Source organism: Streptomyces sp. NPDC055749 (genome assembly GCF_053617235.1).
The window spans coordinates 1-16,802 of sequence record NZ_JBSHFH010000036.1 but is presented as its reverse complement, the minus strand read 5'-3'; the positions used below and the strand labels follow the sequence as shown (position 1 = coordinate 16,802).

Genomic DNA, 16,802 nt, shown 5'->3' with positions numbered 1-16,802 from the left:
GCGCGGTCAGCCGCAGCCGCAGCTCGCCCTGCGGGCCATGGAGACCGGCAGTTCCAGGGAGACCGGGTCGCGGTCCCGCTCGCCGAGGCGGCGCACCAGCAACTCGACGGCCTGTTCGCCCAGCTGCTGAATGGGCTGCCGCACGGTCGTCAGGGACGGCCGTACGATCCGGCTCAGCGGAATCCCGTCGAAGCCGGTAACCGCGATGTCCTCGGGGACCCGGACGCCGCGCCGCTCCAGCGCGTACAGCGCGCCCACGGCCATCTGGTCGTTGGCGAACAGCATCGCCTCGGGCCGGTCGCCGTCCGCCGCCCGGTCCAGCAGCGCTTCGGCGGTCCGTGCGCCCTCGGCCTGCGTCATCATCTCGGCCCGCAGCGCAGGCTCGTCCGGCACCGGCAGCCCGGCCTCACGGCATGCCTCCCGGAAGCCGCGGAACCGCGCCTCGGCGTCCGGGGAATTCGCCTCGCCGCCGATGAAGGCCAGCCTGCGCAGCCCGTGATCCCTGATGAGGTGGCGGGCGAGCTCGCGTTCGCCGTCGGCGTTGGCCACCACGATGTGGTCGAGGTGGTCGATCTCGCGCGGTCCGGCGAGCATCACGACGGGCAGCCGTCGCGATATCACTTCGAGGTCCTTGGTCGGCACGGTCTGCGCCAGTACCGCGAAGCCGTCGACCCGGCCCGCCACCTTGGCGACGAGGCTCTCCGGGCCGCCGTCCAGCGACGCGGCGATGAGCAGGGCGTACCCGTGCCGGCGTGAGGCCCGCTCCATGCCCCGGATGATCTGGTCGGAGTAGAGCATGACGGCGTCGTCGTCGTCGGCGTCGGTGGCCGCCGCGGCGCTCTCGGCATCGGGATCGGAGTAGTCGGGGAAGCAGAGGCCGAGGACCCCGGTCGTGCGGCTCGCCAGCCCCCGGGCGTTCCCGCTGGGTACGTATCCGAGCTCGCGGGCCGCCTCCAGTACCCGTTCGCGGGTCTGGACGCGTACAGAATCCGGGTTCCGGTAGACCCGGGAGACCGTGGCGATGGAGACGCCCGACCGCTCCGCGACGTCGTACACCGTGGGGGCGCTCACTCGACCGACCGTCCGCTTCTTCTTCCGTAGCGACGCGCCTGATGCGTGTGCTGTCTGCTGATTGTGACTGATGGCTCTCTACCGATTGTGCTGCTCACTCGGGTTTTGAAAGCGCATTCACCCTAGATCGCGGGGCCGCGGAGGGGCAAGGCCACCCGGTTGTGGCGCACACCGCGCACACAGCACACACAGCACACACCGCCCGCGCCCCGGAAGCGGGCCGGGGCGGGCCGGGGTAAATGAGGGACGCCCCCGCCCCTCAAGCCCCGCCCCTCAAGCCCCGCCCCTCACACCCCGTCCCCGCGCCGGCCGATCTTGTTGCCGAGCCAGACCAGCGGGTCGTACTTCCGGTCGGCGGCCCGCTCCTTCAGCGGGATCAGCGCGTTGTCCGTGATCTTGATGTTCTCGGGGCACACCTCCGTACAGCACTTCGTGATGTTGCAGTAGCCCAGACCGTGCTCCTCCTGCGCCGTGGCCTTCCGGTCGAGGCCCGACCGGGCGGCGGCGTCCAGGGGGTGCATGTCCAGCTCTGCGACTCGCATCAGGAAGCGCGGCCCCGCGAACGACGCCTTGTTCTCCTCGTGGTCGCGCACCACATGGCAGGTGTCCTGGCACAGGAAGCACTCGATGCATTTACGGAACTCCTGCGAGCGCTCCACATCGACCTGCTGCATCCGGTAGTCACCCGCCTTCACCCCCTCGGGCGGCACGAAGGCGGGCACTTCCCGCGCCTTGGCGTAGTTGAACGTCACGTCCGTCACCAGGTCGCGGACGACGGGGAACGCTCGCAGCGGTGTGACGGTGATCGTCTCCTGGCGGTCGAACACCGACATCCGCGTCATGCACAGCAGCCGCGGCCGGCCGTTGATCTCCGCACTGCACGAACCGCACTTGCCCGCCTTGCAGTTCCAGCGGACCGCGAGATCGCCCGCCTGGGTGGCCTGGATGCGGTGGATGATGTCGAGGACGACTTCGCCGTCGTTCACCTCGACCGTGTAGTCCTCCAGGTCACCGCCTTCGGTGTCCCCGCGCCACACCCTGAACCGCGCGTTGTAGCTGCTCACTCGTACAGCTCCTCTTCGGCGAGGTACTTGACCAGCTCCTCCTTCTCGAACAGGGAGAGCAGGTCGGAACGGATGGGTTCGGTCGTCTTCCGTACGAGCTCGATCCGGCCGGCCGGCGTCGCGGCGGCAGCGGCGGCATCGTCGCCGGCCAGCCGGCACAGCAGGTTGACCGGGCGCCAGGAGCGTTCCATCGTGGGGCAGTCCTCACGGGTGTGACCGCCTCGGCTCTCGGTACGCTCCAGCGCCGCCCGCGCGATGCACTCGCTGACCAGCAGCATGTTCCGCAGGTCCAGGGAGAGGTGCCAGCCGGGGTTGAACTGCCGGTGGCCCTCCACCGCGGCGCGGCCCGCCCGTACGCGCAGCCCGGCCAGCTTCTCCAGGGCCTGCGCCATCTCGGGCGCGCGGCGGATGATGCCGACCAGGTCGTTCATCGTCTGCTGGAGTTCCTGGTGCAGGGTGTACGGATTCTCCGCGACGGACCCGTCCGCCAGGTCCTCCGCGGAGAACGGACGCAGGGCTTCCGCCGCCGCCCCGTCGATCTGTTCCTGGTCCACGACCGGGAGCGCGGAGAGCCCCGCCGCGTACTCGGCGGCGTGCAGTCCCGCCCGCCTCCCGAAGACCAGCAGGTCGGAGAGGGAGTTTCCGCCGAGCCGGTTGGAGCCGTGCATGCCGCCCGCCACCTCGCCCGCCGCGTAGAGCCCGGGTACGGCGACTGCGGACGCGCTGTCGGATTCGACGGCGATCCCGCCCATCACGTAGTGGCAGGTCGGCCCGACCTCCATCGCCTCCGCCGTGATGTCGACGTCCGCCAGCTCCTTGAACTGGTGGTACATCGAGGGCAGCCGACGGCGGATCGTGTCCGCGGGCATCCGGGTCGACACATCCAGGAACACCCCGCCGTGCGGCGAGCCGCGGCCGGACTTCACCTCGGAGTTGATGGCGCGGGCGACCTCGTCGCGCGGCAGCAGCTCGGGCGGGCGGCGGTTGTGGTCCGGGTCCTCGTACCAGCGGTCGCCCTCCTCCTCCGACTGCGCGTACTTCTCCTTGAACACATCCGGGACGTAATCGAACATGAACCGCTTGCCCTCGGAGTTGCGGAGCACCCCGCCGTCGCCCCGTACCGACTCGGTGACGAGGATGCCCTTCACCGACGGCGGCCAGACCATGCCGGTCGGATGGAACTGCACGAACTCCATGTTCAGCAGGGGCGCGCCGGCCAGCAGGGCGAGGGCGTGGCCGTCGCCGGTGTACTCCCAGGAGTTCGACGTCACCTTGAACGACTTGCCGATGCCACCGGTGGCGAGAATGACCGCGGGGGCTTCGAGCACGAAGAAGCGGCCGGACTCGCGCTCGTAGCAGAAGGTGCCGCTGACTCTCTCGCCGTCCTTGAGGACGCGGGTGACCGTGCACTCCTGGAAGACCTTCAGGCGGGCCTCGTAGTCGCCGGTCTCCTTGAAGTCCTCCTGTTGCAGCGCGACGATCTTCTGCTGGAGCGTGCGGATCAGTTCGAGGCCGGTACGGTCCCCGACGTGTGCGAGCCGCGGATACTCATGGCCGCCGAAGTTGCGCTGGGAGATCCTGCCGTCCGGGGTGCGGTCGAAGAGCGCACCCCAGGTCTCCAGCTCCCAGACCCGGTCGGGCGCCTCCTTGGCGTGCAACTCCGCCATCCGCCACTGGTTGAGGAACTTCCCGCCGCGCATGGTGTCGCGGAAGTGCACCTGCCAGTTGTCCCCGGAGTTCACATTGCCCATGGACGCGGCGATTCCGCCCTCGGCCATGACGGTGTGGGCCTTGCCGAAGAGTGATTTGCAGATGACGGCGGTACGGGCTCCGCGCTCCCGGGCCTCGATCGCGGCCCGCAGCCCGGCGCCGCCGGCTCCGACCACCACGACGTCCCACTGCTGCCGTTCTAGCTCAGTCATTCAGAAAAACCTCGGATCGTCGAAAGCGCCGGACGCGACGAGATAGACGTAGAAGTCGGCCACCGCCACGCTGATCAGGGAGGCCCAGGCGAGCTGCATGTGCCGGCCGTTGAGCTTCCCGGCCCAGCCCCAGAGCCGGTAGCGCACAGGGTGCTTGGAGAAGTGCCGCAGCCGGCCGCCGATGATGTGCCGGCAGGAGTGGCAGGAGAGGGTGTACGCCCAGATCAGGGTGATGTTCACCAGGAAGATCAGGGTGCCGAGACCCATGTGTCCCCAGGCGTAGTGCTCGTCGCGGAAGGAGAGCACGGTGTCGTACGTGAGGATGCCGGCGACCGGCAGCGCCGCGTAGAAGAAGTAGCGGTGCATGTTCTGCAGGATCAGCGGGAAGCGGGTCTCGCCGGTGTACGAGGAGTGCGGCTCGGCGACCGCGCAGGCCGGCGGCGAGGCCCAGAAGCCGCGGTAATACGCCTTCCGGTAGTAGTAGCAGGTCAGCCGGAAGCCGAGCGGGAAGATCAGGACGATCAGCGCGGGGGAGAGGCCCCACCAGCTGCCGAAGATCTCCCAGTTCGGTCCGGAGCGCATCGGTTCGCAGTTCTCCGCCAGACAGGGTGAGTAGAACGGCGAGACGTACGGGGCCGCGTAGTAGTCGGCGTTGGCGAAGGCCCGCCAGGTCGAGTAGACGATGAAGGCGAGCAGCCCGCCGGCCGTCGCGGCGGGCGCCAGCCACCAGCGGTCGGTGCGCAGATGCCGGGCGGCGATGGCGGCTCGCGAGGCGTGGCGGACGCCGGCGCCGGTCCGCGCGGTGCGCGGGTGCGGTGGTTGCGTGCCTGGTTCCGTACCGGTGGCCAAGGAGTGCTCCTCGGGGATGGGTCTGGGTGGCTGGAGCCGGGCGCTGGGGCCTGCCCGGCGGATCAGGCCCTAGGGGGCGTGCCTGCCGCGGACTCCCAGACCTTCGTCGTCCGAGTCCGTCCACAGCGCGGTGTCGTACGGCGCCTCGGTGATGGTGACCATGTCGGCGGGGTGGTCCGGGGGACCGGCCGGGCCCGCAGCGCCCTCGCGACGCAGGCGCGCGAGGCTGCGCTCCAGTTGTCCGACGGTGCGGACCAGATCGTCGATGCAGTGCTGAACTGCCGTCAATTCCTCGTGCAGGGACATGATTTGCCCTCACTTCCGCGATGGCGGCCGGCCATGCTCATGCGGAAGCGAGTGTCGCGCGTCACATCTGCTTTGTGAAGGGAGCGCGCATCGCTGTCTCGGAGCGGCCGGTGGCCGGGCCGTTCGCCCGCTCGGGTGAGGTTCGTGGCGCGGCCCGCCGCGCCTGCGCCGCCTCTCGCGCGGAGGCGCTTTCAGTGGATGGAAGGAACCAGTGTGATCAACTGCAAATGCCACCAAACTCGAAGCATCCGGTCCATTCCGGTACGGGGTGGACCGGGCCGGCCCCGGAGGTATCAGCCATGTCCCACGTCGGCGTCCCGCGCGGGACGGCCCGAAAGCGCCGCTCCGTCGCGCTCCTCACGACGGGTGTGCTCACGATCCCGGTGCTGGCCGGATGCAGCTCGGGCAGCGAGGAGACCTCGGCGGCCGTCCCGCAGGACATCGCTCCGGCCGCCCGGGACATGGTGCGGGACGGTGGCACGCTCAACTGGGCGATCGACTCGATGCCCACCACCCTCAACGCCTATCAGGCGGACGCCGACGGCTCGACCGCGCGCGTCACCGGTGCCCTGCTGCCCTCCCTGTTCCCGATGGATGCCAAGGGGACGCCGCGGCGCAACCCGGACTACCTGGAGTCCGCGAAGATCATCGAGCGGGAACCCAAGCAGGTCGTGCTCTACAAGCTCAACCAGCAGGCGGTGTGGAGCAACGGGCGGGAGATCGGAGCCCCCGACTTCGTCGCCCAGTGGCGGGCGCTGAGCGGCAAGGACTCCGCGTACTGGACCGCCCGCAACGCCGGCTACGAACGGATCGAGAAGATCGAGCGCGGCAGCGACGACCTTCAGGTCCGGGTCACCTTCGCGAAGCCGTACGCGGACTGGCGCTCGCTCTTCACTCCGCTCCTCCCGAAGGAGGTGACCGGTTCCCCGGACACCTTCAACGACGGTGCGCGGTCCACGCTCAAGGTCTCCGCAGGACCGTTTCGGCTGCGCAGTGTGAGCAAGAGCAAGCAACAGCTCACCCTCGACCGCAACCCGCGCTGGTGGGGCAGCGAGCCCAAGCTCGACTCGCTCGTCTTCCGTGCGGTCAAGCCCCAGGACCGCGTCGAGGCGCTGGCCGAGGGGACCGTGGACATCGCGGACGTCGACGCGAGCGCCGCGAACCGTATCGCCCTCGCCGCCCGCGACGGCGGCGGCAACGGGCAGCCGCTCAACCACGGTCCCGCCGCCGCCCTCACCCCCGCCGCCGCCCTGCGCTCCTGGGCGCTGGCGCACGGCTCGGACGAGGACCAGGCGGAGGCCGCGCAGGCCGCCCGCAAGAGGAACCGGGAAGCCATCGCCTCGTACGCCACCGAGCAGAAGTCCCTGCGCGAATTCGCCGTACGCAAGTCCCTGGAGCCCTCGTATACGCAGCTCGCGCTGAACGGCGAGTCCGGGCCGCTCTCGGACGACCGGGTACGCCGTGCGGTGGCGCGCGCCCTGGACCGCCAGGAGCTCGTCGACACCGTCCTGAAGCCGCTCGGACTGCCCGCGGAACCGCTCGGCAGCCACCTGGCCCTGACCGGGCAGCCCGCTTACAAGGACGGCAGCGGCGCACTCGGCGACCAGGACACCAAGGAGGCGCAGGCGCTGCTGGCCGACGCGGGCTGGACGCACGGCGGAGCGGCGCAGAAGCCCAAGGACACCAAGGCGGGCAGCGAGGCCGACAAGAAGAAGGCGACGGAGGCCGAGAAGGAGGCCGACAAGAAGAAGGCGAAGGAGAAGGAAGCCGGGAAGGCGGCCGAGGAGAAGACGGAGAAGACGGAGAAGACGGAGAAGGCCGAGAAGGCCGGGAAGAGCGACACCGCCGCCCGGGCGGGCGACGCGGGCAGCAACGCCGAGCCGTCCCGCGACGAGGGCATGTACATCGTCGGCCAGGACGACAAGCCGGGCGAGCGCCGCGACGAGGGCCCCGCCACCCACATCCTCGCCCCCGCCCCTGCCGCAGGCATGCAGAGCGCCGCCCTGCTGCGCCAGGCAGGCCTTTTCACCGCGGCCGGCACCGCCAAACCGGTCGCGGACCTCAAGGACGCCAAGGACACCGCCGACGCCAAGGACAGCGACAACAGCGACAACGGCGACACCGGCACCGCGGCCGAAGCCGCCTCCTCCAAGGTCACCGCCCAGGACAAGCGGCCCGGCGGCGCCGCCGGTGCCTACGCCCCCGTGGGCACCGCAGCCCCTGCGCCCGCCTCCGTCCGGGGCCCGCTGGGCAAGGACGGCGTGCCGCTGTCCCTGCGCTTCGTCCTCCCGTCCGGGCCCGGCTCCCAGGCGCTCCGCAGCGTCGGCGAGAAGATCGCCGCGATGCTGGAATCGGTCGGCATCCGTACGGAGATCACGAAGGTCGCCGACGACAGCTACTTCAAGGACCACATCGCGTCCGGCGACTACGACCTGGCGCTGTACTCCTGGCCCGCGAGCGCCTACCCGGCGACCGACGGCCGCCCGATCTTCGCCAAGCCCGAACCCGCCACCGACGGATCACTGCTGGTCGAGCAGAACTACACCCGGGTCGGAACGGACCACATCGACCAGCTCTTCGACCAGGCGGTCTCGGAACTCGACGAGGACGCCGCCCGGGACCTGATGAAGCAGGCCGACGCACGGATCTGGGCCGCGGCAGGATCGATTCCGCTCTACCAGCGCCCACAGCTGGTGGCGGCCGACAAGAAGCTCGTGAACGTCGGCGCCTTCGGTTTCGCCGCCCCCCATTACCAGGACATCGGCTTCAAGAAGCCGCAAGCGGCAGGTTCCCCCGCGAACCGTAAGAAGTAGCAGGTCAAGGCGGTATTAAGGACTTCCCGAAGCAGCCCCGAAGCACCGCACCTAAGCGCAGACCGAAGCTCAGAAGCAGCTCAATTCCCTTGCCCGCCGGACCCCCCGGCGGGCAAGGTGGTTCATGCCCTGACCCGGGCTGTTCGCCCTCCCCACACCCCCACAGGCGAGCGCGATCTCCTACCGCGCTCGCTCGCGTTTCCTCGTGTCTCTCCTCGCGTCTCTTCTTTTCTTCCCTGCCTTTTTCGCGCCCCGTTCCGGGCGTGCAGTGGCCGAGTAATGACTTAATACCGGCTGAAGACCGCTCTCGCGGATCGGCCCGGGAAGCCCCGGACGCGCCGGGCCCGTACCATTGGACTAGCCGTGGCGTGTCCGCCCGGCGGGCGTACGAGGACTCGAGACCGACTGAGACGCCTGATCCCACGATCCGAGAGAAGCGCAAGCCACCCATGCCCACGCGCCACGACATCCGTAACGTAGCCATCGTCGCCCACGTCGACCACGGCAAGACCACGCTGGTCGACGCCATGCTCAAGCAGGCCGGCGCCTTCGCCGCGCACGCCGCGGAGCACCTCGACGATCGCATGATGGACTCGAACGACCTGGAGCGTGAGAAGGGCATCACGATCCTGGCCAAGAACACGGCCGTCAAGTACCACCCGAAGGATGGCGGCGACGTCATCACCATCAACATCATCGACACCCCTGGCCACGCCGACTTCGGCGGCGAGGTCGAGCGCGGTCTGTCGATGGTGGACGCGGTCGTACTGCTCGTCGATGCCTCAGAGGGCCCGCTCCCGCAGACCCGCTTCGTGCTCCGCAAGGCGCTCACGGCCAAGCTGCCGGTCATCCTCTGCATCAACAAGACCGACCGTCCCGACTCCCGGATCTCCGAGGTCATCGACGAGACGTACGACCTCTTCCTGGACCTGGACGCCGACGAGGACCAGATCGAGTTCCCGATCGTCTACGCCTGTGCCCGTGACGGCGTCGCCTCGCTGACGAAGCCCGAGGACGGCACTGTCCCGCCGGACAGCACCAACCTGGAGCCGTTCTTCAACACGATCCTCTCCACGGTTCCGGCCCCGGAGTACGACGCGGACGCGCCTCTCCAGGCCCACGTCACCAACCTGGACGCCGACAACTTCCTCGGCCGTATCGCGCTCTGCCGTGTCGAGCAGGGCGAGCTGCGCAAGGGCCAGAACGTCACGTGGATCAAGCGCGACGGCACGATGTCCAACGTGCGCATCACCGAGCTCCTGATGACCGAGGCGCTCACCCGCAAGCCGGCCGAGGTGGCGGGCCCCGGTGACATCTGTGCCATCGCCGGTATCCCGGACATCATGATCGGCGAGACCCTGGCCGACCCCGAGAACCCGATCGCGCTTCCGCTGATCACGGTCGACGAGCCGGCCATCTCCATGACCATCGGTGCCAACACCTCGCCGCTCGTCGGCAAGGGCGGCAAGGGCCACAAGGTCACGGCGCGCCAGATCAAGGACCGCCTCGACCGCGAGCTGGTCGGTAACGTCTCGCTGCGCGTGCTCGACACCGAGCGCCCCGACGCGTGGGAGGTCCAGGGCCGCGGTGAGCTCGCCCTGGCCATCCTGGTCGAGCAGATGCGCCGCGAGGGCTTCGAGCTGACCGTCGGCAAGCCCGAGGTCGTCACCAAGCAGGTCGACGGCAAGACCCACGAGCCGATCGAGCGCATGACGATCGACTCGCCCGAGGAGCACCTCGGCGCCATCACGCAGCTGATGGCGACCCGCAAGGGCCGCATGGAGACGATGACGAACCACGGTTCGGGCTGGGTCCGCATGGAGTGGATCGTGCCCTCCCGCGGCCTCATCGGCTTCCGTACGGAGTTCCTGACGCAGACCCGCGGTACGGGCATCGCGCACTCCATCTTCGAGGGCCACGAGCCGTGGTTCGGCGAGCTGCGCACCCGTCACAACGGCTCGCTGGTCGCGGACCGCTCGGGCACGGTGACGCCGTTCGCGATGGTCAACCTCCAGGAGCGCGGTGTCATCTTCACCGAGGCCGGCACCGAGGTCTACGAGGGCATGATCATCGGCGAGAACTCCCGCGCCGACGACATGGACGTGAACATCACCAAGGAGAAGAAGCTCACCAACATGCGTGCGGCTTCCGCGGACACCACCGAGAACGTGGTGCCCGCGCGCAAGCTCTCCCTGGAGCAGTCCCTGGAGTTCTGCCGCGACGACGAGTGCATCGAGGTGACCCCGGAGACCGTGCGTATCCGCAAGGTCGTCCTGGACGCCAAGCAGCGCGGCCGTACCGCCTCGCGCGCCAAGAACGGCTGACGCGGCGTCGGCCGACTGTGAGCACGTTCACCGTGTGACCTGGTCGGCCAACATCCGGAGCGTCGGGTTCACTCGACGATCCGTCAGTACGAAGCATTGACAAGAGGTCCGGCCCCCCACGGAAACTGTGGGGGGCCGGACCTTTCGTCAATCACTTTTTCTGACCGAGGTGTCCGGATATCGGGCGTCGCTCTCCGGAACATGTGTTAACGGTCCGTTTCGGGGGTGTCTGTCTAGGATCAGTTTGTCCGGATTTCGGTCACACGGGTCAAGCTGATGTTGTCAAACCGAGACCCTTTAAGTGTGGTTTACAGCCTGGGCGTACCCAATAGTTGGCTCCATTGAGCTCGGGTCAATGGGTCACGCACTGTGGGGAGTGCCGACTCACGAGCACACTCGGGGCACTGAATCGATCGCCGTCAGGGGTGTCGGTAGATCTCTCCAGTGCCCCTCTTGTAGTCAAAAGTGGACTCATGAGGAGGAAACCCATGCGCGGTGCCAAGAGCGCCAAGTGGGTCGCGGGAGCGGCAATCATCGCCCTGGCCGCGACTGCCTGTGGCGGCGGCGAGAACAATGACAAGGGCAACGAGAGTGCCAAGGGTGCGGTTGACCCCAACGGCATCTTCTCCGTCGAGGTCGGTGAGCCGCAGAACCCGCTGCAGCCGGCCAACACGATGGAGTCGAACGGCTCGATCGTCACCGACTCGATCTTCTCGCAGCTGGTCGACTACGACTCGGCCGGCAAGCTTGAGATGATCAACGCCGAGTCGGTGGACACCACGGACTCCAAGCTGTGGACGATCAAGCTCAAGAAGGACTGGAAGTTCCACGACGGGACCCCGGTCACCGCCGAGTCCTACGTCAAGGCGTGGAACTGGGCCGCGAACATCACCAACGCGCAGACCAACGCGTCGTGGTTCGACGGCATCAAGGGCTACGCGGACGTGCACCCGGAGAAGGAAGGCGCCAAGCCGACGGCCGACGCCATGTCCGGCCTGAAGGTCGTGGACGACTACACCTTCACCGTCGAACTCGACGCCCCGCTGCCGTACTTCGCGTACAAGCTCGGCTACACGGTCTACTCCCCGCTGCCGGAGTCCTTCTACAAGGACCCCGCGGCTGCCGGTGAGAAGCCGGTCGGCAACGGCGCGTACAAGTTCGAGAGCTGGGACCACAAGAAGCAGATCAAGGTCGTCCGCAACGACGACTACAAGGGTCTCGACAAGGCGAAGAACGGTGGTGTGATCTTCAAGAACTACACCACCATCGAGACCGCCTACGAGGACCTGAAGTCGGGCAACGTCGACGTTCTCCGCCAGATCGGCCCGAAGGACCTTCCGGTCTACCGTGCCGACCTCGGTGACCGCGCTGTGGACCAGGCGTACTCCGCCATCCAGACGCTCGGTGTCGCGATGTACCAGAAGCAGTGGAAGGACACCGACCCCAAGGTCCTCCAGGGCCTGTCGATGGCCATCGACCGTGACACGATCACCAAGACGGTGCTCCAGGGCACCCGCGAGCCGGCCACCGGCTGGGTCGCCAAGGGCGTTCTCGGCTACCAGCCGAACGTCGCCGGTGACGTCACCAAGTACGACCCGACCAAGGCCAAGGCCCTCATCAAGGAGGGTGGCGGTGTTCCGGGTAACAAGATCTTCATCCAGTTCAACGCCGACGGCGGTCACAAGGAATGGGTCGAGGCTGTCTGCAACAGCATCACCCAGGCGACCGGTGTCGCGTGCGCCGGCGACTCGAAGGCCGACTTCCAGGCCGACCTGGACGCCCGTGACGCCAAGCAGGTCAAGTCCTTCTACCGCGGTGGCTGGGTGCTCGACTACCCGGTGAACGCCAACTTCATCTCGGACCTGTTCCGCACGGGTGCGGCCGGCAACAACGGCTTCTTCTCGAACAAGGAACTCGACGCGAAGATCAAGGCCGCGGACACCGCCGCCTCGCTCGAGGAGTCGGTCAAGGCGTACCAGGAGGTGGAGAAGGAGCTGGTCAACTACATGCCGACCATCCCGCTCTGGTACTACAAGGTCAACGCCGGCTACTCGGAGAAGGTCCAGAACGTGGGCTACCAGCAGGACGGTGACCCGATCCTGACGCAGGTCGAGGTCAAGAAGTAACCACCGACGTAGTCCGCAGGCCGGTGCAGGACCGACACTGACATCGGTTCCTGCACCAGCCTGCACGCCGTGGCCGGGGGGCCCTTCCACGACACCGACGACCCCACGAGGGGATCGGTGCCGAGGGAGGGCCCGTCGGGCTGCTGCGTGCCACTTACATGGAGGCACCATGGGGCGCTATGTCGCACGACGACTGCTCCAGATGATCCCGGTCTTCATCGGGACAACTCTGCTGATCTTCCTGATGGTCTACACGCTGCCCGGCGACCCCGTGCGGGGGCTCTTCGGGGACAAGGGTGCGGACCCCGCGACCCTTGCTGCCATGCGGCACCAACTCGGCCTCGACCAGCCGATTCTGGTGCAGTACTGGGAGTACATGAAGGGCATCGTCCTTCACTTCGACTTCGGCACCCAGATAGCCAGCGGCCGGCCGGTCACCGACGTGCTCGGTGACGCGTTCCCGGTCACGCTGCGCCTCGCCGGGATGGCGTTCCTCATCGAGATCATCCTCGGTCTCGGCCTGGGCATGGCCGCCGGTCTCCGCGCCGGCCGTCTCACCGACAACGTCGTCCTGGTACTGACGCTGCTCATCATCTCGATCCCGGTCTTCGTGCTCGGCTTCATCGTCAAGTCGGTGTTCGCCTTCGAGCTCGGCTGGATCGCACCGAACGTCTCCAACGAGGCGACGTGGGGCGAGCTGTTCACCCCGGCGATCGTTCTTGGTTCGCTCTCCCTGGCGTACGTGGCACGACTGACCCGTACGACGATGGCGGAGAACCTGCGCTCGGACTACATGCGCACGGCCGTCGCCAAGGGTCTTCCCAAGCGGCGCATCGTGGGTGTCCACCTCATGCGCAACTCCCTGATCCCGGTCGTCACCTTCCTCGGCACCGACCTCGGTGCCCTGATGGGCGGCGCGGTCGTCACCGAGGGCCTCTTCAACGTGAAGGGCATCGGCGGCACCATCTTCGAGTCGATCGTCCGGCGCGAGGGCACCACCCTGGTCGGACTGGTCACCGTCCTGGTGCTCGTCTACCTCTTCATGAGCCTGCTCGTCGACCTGCTGTACGCGGTCCTGGACCCGAGGATCCGGTATGCCTGACCTGACCAAGACCGCTCCCGCGCCCGACGAGGCCGTCGTTCCCGACGTGGACCCCCAGGCCGTCAAGGCCGACAAGGCACGCAGCCTCTGGGGCGACGCCTGGCAGGACCTGCGGCGCAACTGGTACTTCATCATCTCCGCGGCCCTCATCGTGGTCCTTCTTCTGATCACGGCCTTCCCGAGCCTGTTCACCAGCGCCTCGCCCACCACGGGTGACCTCGTGAACCACTTCCTGGGGAAGCCCGAGCTGAGCAAGATCGGCTCGCCGGAGTGGTTCGGTTACGACGGCCAGGGCCGCAGCGTCTACGCCCGCGTCATCTACGGCACCCGTGCCTCGGTGATCGTCGGCGTCGCGGTGACCCTCGCGGTGACCCTGTTCGGTGGACTGATCGGCATGCTGTCCGGCTACTTCGGCGGCTGGATCGACGCGGTGCTCTCCGGATTCACCAACATCTTCCTGGGCCTGCCCTTCCTGCTCGGTGCGATGGTCGTCCTCCAGGCCTTCACCGACCGCTCGATCTGGGTGGTCGTCTTCGCCCTGGCGTTCCTCGGCTGGACCCAGATCGCGCGTGTCATGCGTGGTGCGGTGATCACCATCAAGCAGTCGGACTTCGTCCAGGCGGCCAGAGCACTCGGTGCGAGCACGCCCCGCATCCTGTTCCGCCACATCCTGCCGAACGTCATGGCCCCGGTGATCGTGGTCGCGACCATCTCGCTCGGTGTGTACATCTCGGCGGAGGCGACGCTGTCCTACCTGGGTCTCGGCCTGGCCTCGCCGACCGTTTCGTGGGGTATGGACATCTCCGGTGGTTCGGCTCAGATCCGGGTGGCCCAGCACATCCTGATCTACCCGTCGATCATGCTCAGCATCACCGTTCTGGCGTTCATCATGCTCGGCGAAGCCGTCCGTAACGCCCTCGACCCGAAGACGCGATAAGGAGGGCGCACGTGACCACCATCGACAAGACCGCAGAAGTCCCGTCCGCGCGCTCGGGAGACGACCACGTCGGCCCGCTGCTCGAAGTCCGCGACCTGCACGTGGAGTTCCACACCCGCGACGGCGTGGCCAAGGCCGTCAACGGCGTCAACTACAGCGTGAACGCCGGTGAGACGCTCGCCGTCCTCGGCGAGTCGGGCTCCGGCAAGTCCGTGACGGCGCAGGCCATCATGGGCATCCTCGACATGCCGCCGGGCAAGATCCCGCAGGGCGAGATCTTCTTCCGCGGCCAGGACATGCTCAAGATGTCCTACGAGGAGCGGCGCAAGATCCGCGGCCAGAAGATCGCCATGATCTTCCAGGACGCGCTGTCCTCGCTGAACCCGGTCCTCACCGTCGGCTACCAGCTCGGCGAGATGTTCCGGGTCCACCAGGGCCTGTCCAAGAAGGAAGCCAAGGCCAAGGCCATCGATCTGATGGACCAGGTCAAGATTCCGGCCGCCGCGGCCCGTGTCTCGGACTACCCGCACCAGTTCTCCGGCGGTATGCGCCAGCGCATCATGATCGCCATGGCGCTGGCCCTGGAGCCGGACCTGATCATCGCGGACGAGCCGACCACGGCCCTCGACGTGACGGTGCAGGCGCAGGTCATGGACCTGCTCGCGGAGCTCCAGCGCGAGTACAACATGGGTCTGATCCTCATCACGCACGACCTGGGTGTCGTCGCGGACGTCGCCGACAAGATCGCCGTGATGTACGCGGGCCGGATCGTCGAGACCGCTCCGGTGCACGAGATCTACAAGCGGCCGGCCCACCCGTACACCAAGGGTCTGCTGGAGTCGATCCCGCGCCTGGACCAGAAGGGCCAGGAGCTCTTCGCGATCAAGGGCCTGCCGCCCAACCTGCTGAACGTGCCCTCGGGCTGTGCGTTCAACCCGCGCTGCATCATGGCGCAGGACATCTGCCGTACGGAGATCCCGGCCCTGCGCCCGGTGACCGAGCAGGACGGCACCGAGCTGGTCGGCCGCGGCAGCGCCTGCCACTTCTGGAAGGAGACGATCCATGGCTGACATCAGTAAAGAGCCCGTGGACGCCACCCCGAACGTCACCGAAGTGGCGACTGTGGACGCGGCCACCGAGGCGGAGGCCGTAGCCGCCATCGATGCGCCGGTCTCGCAGGGCGAGCCCATCCTTCAGGTGCGCAACCTGGTCAAGCACTTCCCGCTGACCCAGGGCATTCTGTTCAAGAAGCAGGTCGGCGCGGTCAAGGCCGTCGACGGGATCTCCTTCGATCTCTTCGCGGGCGAGACGCTCGGCATCGTGGGCGAGTCCGGCTGTGGCAAGTCCACGGTCGCCAAGCTCCTGATGACGCTGGAGCGGGCCACCGCGGGCGAGGTCTTCTACAAGGGCCAGGACATCACCAAGCTGTCGGGGCGTGCGCTGAAGGCCGTGCGCCGCAACATCCAGATGGTGTTCCAGGACCCGTACACCTCGCTGAACCCGCGTATGACGGTCGGCGACATCATCGGCGAGCCCTACGACATCCACCCCGAGGTCGCGCCCAAGGGCGAGCGGCGCCGCAAGGTGCAGGACCTCCTGGACGTCGTGGGTCTCAACCCGGAGTACATCAACCGGTACCCGCACCAGTTCTCCGGCGGTCAGCGCCAGCGCATCGGCATCGCCCGCGGCCTCGCGCTCAACCCGGAGATCATCATCTGCGACGAGCCGGTCTCCGCGCTCGACGTGTCGGTGCAGGCCCAGGTCATCAACCTGATGGGGAAGCTCCAGGACGAGTTCAACCTCTCCTACCTCTTCATCGCGCACGACCTGTCGATCGTCCGGCACATCTCGGACCGGGTCGGGGTCATGTACCTCGGCAAGATGGCCGAGATCGGCACCGACGAGCAGATCTACGAGCACCCGACGCACCCCTACACCCAGGCGCTGCTGTCGGCGGTTCCGGTTCCGGACCCGGAGGCCCGTGAGGGCCGCGAGCGGATCATTCTCTCCGGTGACGTCCCGTCGCCGGCGAACCCGCCGTCGGGCTGCCGCTTCCGTACCCGGTGCTGGAAGGCCGAGGACAAGTGCGCCACGGAGATGCCGCTGCTGGCGATCCCCGAGCACTTCAAGTCCGTGGACTCCCCGGCCGCGCACGAGTCGGCGTGTCACTTCGCCGAGGAGAAGGATGTCGTTCACGCGGCATAGTTCCCCTTCGTACGCCACCGCCGGGGGGGGGGGGGGGCGGCCGCGGCCCCCCGGGGGGTGGGTGTAGCGGGCCGCGCCCCCGT

12 protein-coding genes are annotated in these 16,802 nt (G+C 67.9%); 7 read left to right on the top strand and 5 right to left on the bottom strand.

Going from position 1 to position 16,802, the window contains the following annotated elements; genetic code table 11:
- Nucleotides 1–6 precede the first annotated feature (6 nt).
- The 5 genes from ACWGO0_RS24800 to ACWGO0_RS24780 form a co-directional block, all read right to left on the bottom strand.
- Nucleotides 7–1,071, bottom strand: a complete 1,065-nt coding sequence (locus tag ACWGO0_RS24800; RefSeq protein WP_453539035.1) for a LacI family DNA-binding transcriptional regulator — start codon at nucleotides 1,069–1,071, stop codon at nucleotides 7–9.
- A 287-nt stretch (nucleotides 1,072–1,358) separates the two neighbouring features.
- Nucleotides 1,359–2,135: a succinate dehydrogenase/fumarate reductase iron-sulfur subunit gene (locus ACWGO0_RS24795; protein ID WP_453539032.1), complete on the bottom strand. Its 777-nt coding sequence runs from the start codon at nucleotides 2,133–2,135 to the stop codon at nucleotides 1,359–1,361.
- Nucleotides 2,132–4,057 (bottom strand): fumarate reductase/succinate dehydrogenase flavoprotein subunit, encoded by a 1,926-nt coding sequence (locus tag ACWGO0_RS24790; protein ID WP_453539029.1) that lies wholly within the window; start codon nucleotides 4,055–4,057, stop codon nucleotides 2,132–2,134. The genes ACWGO0_RS24795 and ACWGO0_RS24790 overlap by 4 nt, the downstream gene beginning before the upstream one ends.
- The gene (locus ACWGO0_RS24785; RefSeq protein ID WP_453539026.1) at nucleotides 4,058–4,906 is read right to left on the bottom strand and encodes a hypothetical protein; all 849 of its coding nucleotides are present in this window, start codon (nucleotides 4,904–4,906) and stop codon (nucleotides 4,058–4,060) included.
- 69 nt (nucleotides 4,907–4,975) lie between these two features.
- Entirely contained in the window at nucleotides 4,976–5,212 is a 237-nt protein-coding gene (locus tag ACWGO0_RS24780; protein WP_453539023.1) for a hypothetical protein, read from the bottom strand.
- A gap of 299 nt (nucleotides 5,213–5,511) precedes the next feature.
- On the opposite strand from ACWGO0_RS24780, the gene ACWGO0_RS24775 reads away from it, so the two are divergent.
- The 7 genes from ACWGO0_RS24775 (at nucleotide 5,512) to ACWGO0_RS24745 (ending at nucleotide 16,719) form a co-directional block, all read left to right on the top strand.
- Nucleotides 5,512–8,025 carry an ABC transporter family substrate-binding protein gene (locus tag ACWGO0_RS24775; protein WP_453539020.1) on the top strand — a complete coding sequence of 838 codons (2,514 nt, stop codon included), beginning with the start codon at nucleotides 5,512–5,514 and terminating at the stop codon, nucleotides 8,023–8,025.
- Nucleotides 8,026–8,474: 449 nt separating this feature from the next.
- The gene (gene typA / locus ACWGO0_RS24770) at nucleotides 8,475–10,349 is read left to right on the top strand and encodes a translational GTPase TypA (protein WP_453539016.1); all 1,875 of its coding nucleotides are present in this window, start codon (nucleotides 8,475–8,477) and stop codon (nucleotides 10,347–10,349) included.
- 488 nt (nucleotides 10,350–10,837) lie between these two features.
- Nucleotides 10,838–12,475, top strand: a complete 1,638-nt coding sequence (locus ACWGO0_RS24765; RefSeq protein WP_453539013.1) for a peptide ABC transporter substrate-binding protein — start codon at nucleotides 10,838–10,840, stop codon at nucleotides 12,473–12,475.
- Nucleotides 12,476–12,644: 169 nt separating this feature from the next.
- Nucleotides 12,645–13,577, top strand: a complete 933-nt coding sequence (locus ACWGO0_RS24760; protein ID WP_453539010.1) for an ABC transporter permease — start codon at nucleotides 12,645–12,647, stop codon at nucleotides 13,575–13,577.
- Nucleotides 13,570–14,514 (top strand): ABC transporter permease, encoded by a 945-nt coding sequence (locus tag ACWGO0_RS24755; RefSeq protein WP_453539007.1) that lies wholly within the window; start codon nucleotides 13,570–13,572, stop codon nucleotides 14,512–14,514. The genes ACWGO0_RS24760 and ACWGO0_RS24755 overlap by 8 nt, the downstream gene beginning before the upstream one ends.
- An 11-nt stretch (nucleotides 14,515–14,525) precedes the next feature.
- Nucleotides 14,526–15,584 (top strand): ABC transporter ATP-binding protein, encoded by a 1,059-nt coding sequence (locus ACWGO0_RS24750; RefSeq protein WP_453539004.1) that lies wholly within the window; start codon nucleotides 14,526–14,528, stop codon nucleotides 15,582–15,584.
- The gene (locus tag ACWGO0_RS24745; RefSeq protein ID WP_453539002.1) at nucleotides 15,577–16,719 is read left to right on the top strand and encodes an ABC transporter ATP-binding protein; all 1,143 of its coding nucleotides are present in this window, start codon (nucleotides 15,577–15,579) and stop codon (nucleotides 16,717–16,719) included. Before ACWGO0_RS24750 ends, ACWGO0_RS24745 begins: the two co-directional genes overlap by 8 nt.
- Nucleotides 16,720–16,802 lie beyond the last annotated feature (83 nt).

Excerpts from the sequence above, each read along its gene's own strand:
- ACWGO0_RS24775 (WP_453539020.1), top strand. The coding sequence starts at position 5,512 with ATGTCCCACGTCGGCGTCCCGCGCGGGACGGCCCGAAAGCGCCGCTCC.
- ACWGO0_RS24790 (WP_453539029.1), bottom strand. The coding sequence starts at position 4,057 with ATGACTGAGCTAGAACGGCAGCAGTGGGACGTCGTGGTGGTCGGAGCC.
- ACWGO0_RS24745 (WP_453539002.1), top strand. The coding sequence starts at position 15,577 with ATGGCTGACATCAGTAAAGAGCCCGTGGACGCCACCCCGAACGTCACC.
- ACWGO0_RS24760 (WP_453539010.1), top strand. The coding sequence starts at position 12,645 with ATGGGGCGCTATGTCGCACGACGACTGCTCCAGATGATCCCGGTCTTC.
- ACWGO0_RS24765 (WP_453539013.1), top strand. The coding sequence starts at position 10,838 with ATGCGCGGTGCCAAGAGCGCCAAGTGGGTCGCGGGAGCGGCAATCATC.
- ACWGO0_RS24780 (WP_453539023.1), bottom strand. The coding sequence starts at position 5,212 with ATGTCCCTGCACGAGGAATTGACGGCAGTTCAGCACTGCATCGACGAT.
- ACWGO0_RS24755 (WP_453539007.1), top strand. The coding sequence starts at position 13,570 with ATGCCTGACCTGACCAAGACCGCTCCCGCGCCCGACGAGGCCGTCGTT.
- typA (WP_453539016.1), top strand. The coding sequence starts at position 8,475 with ATGCCCACGCGCCACGACATCCGTAACGTAGCCATCGTCGCCCACGTC.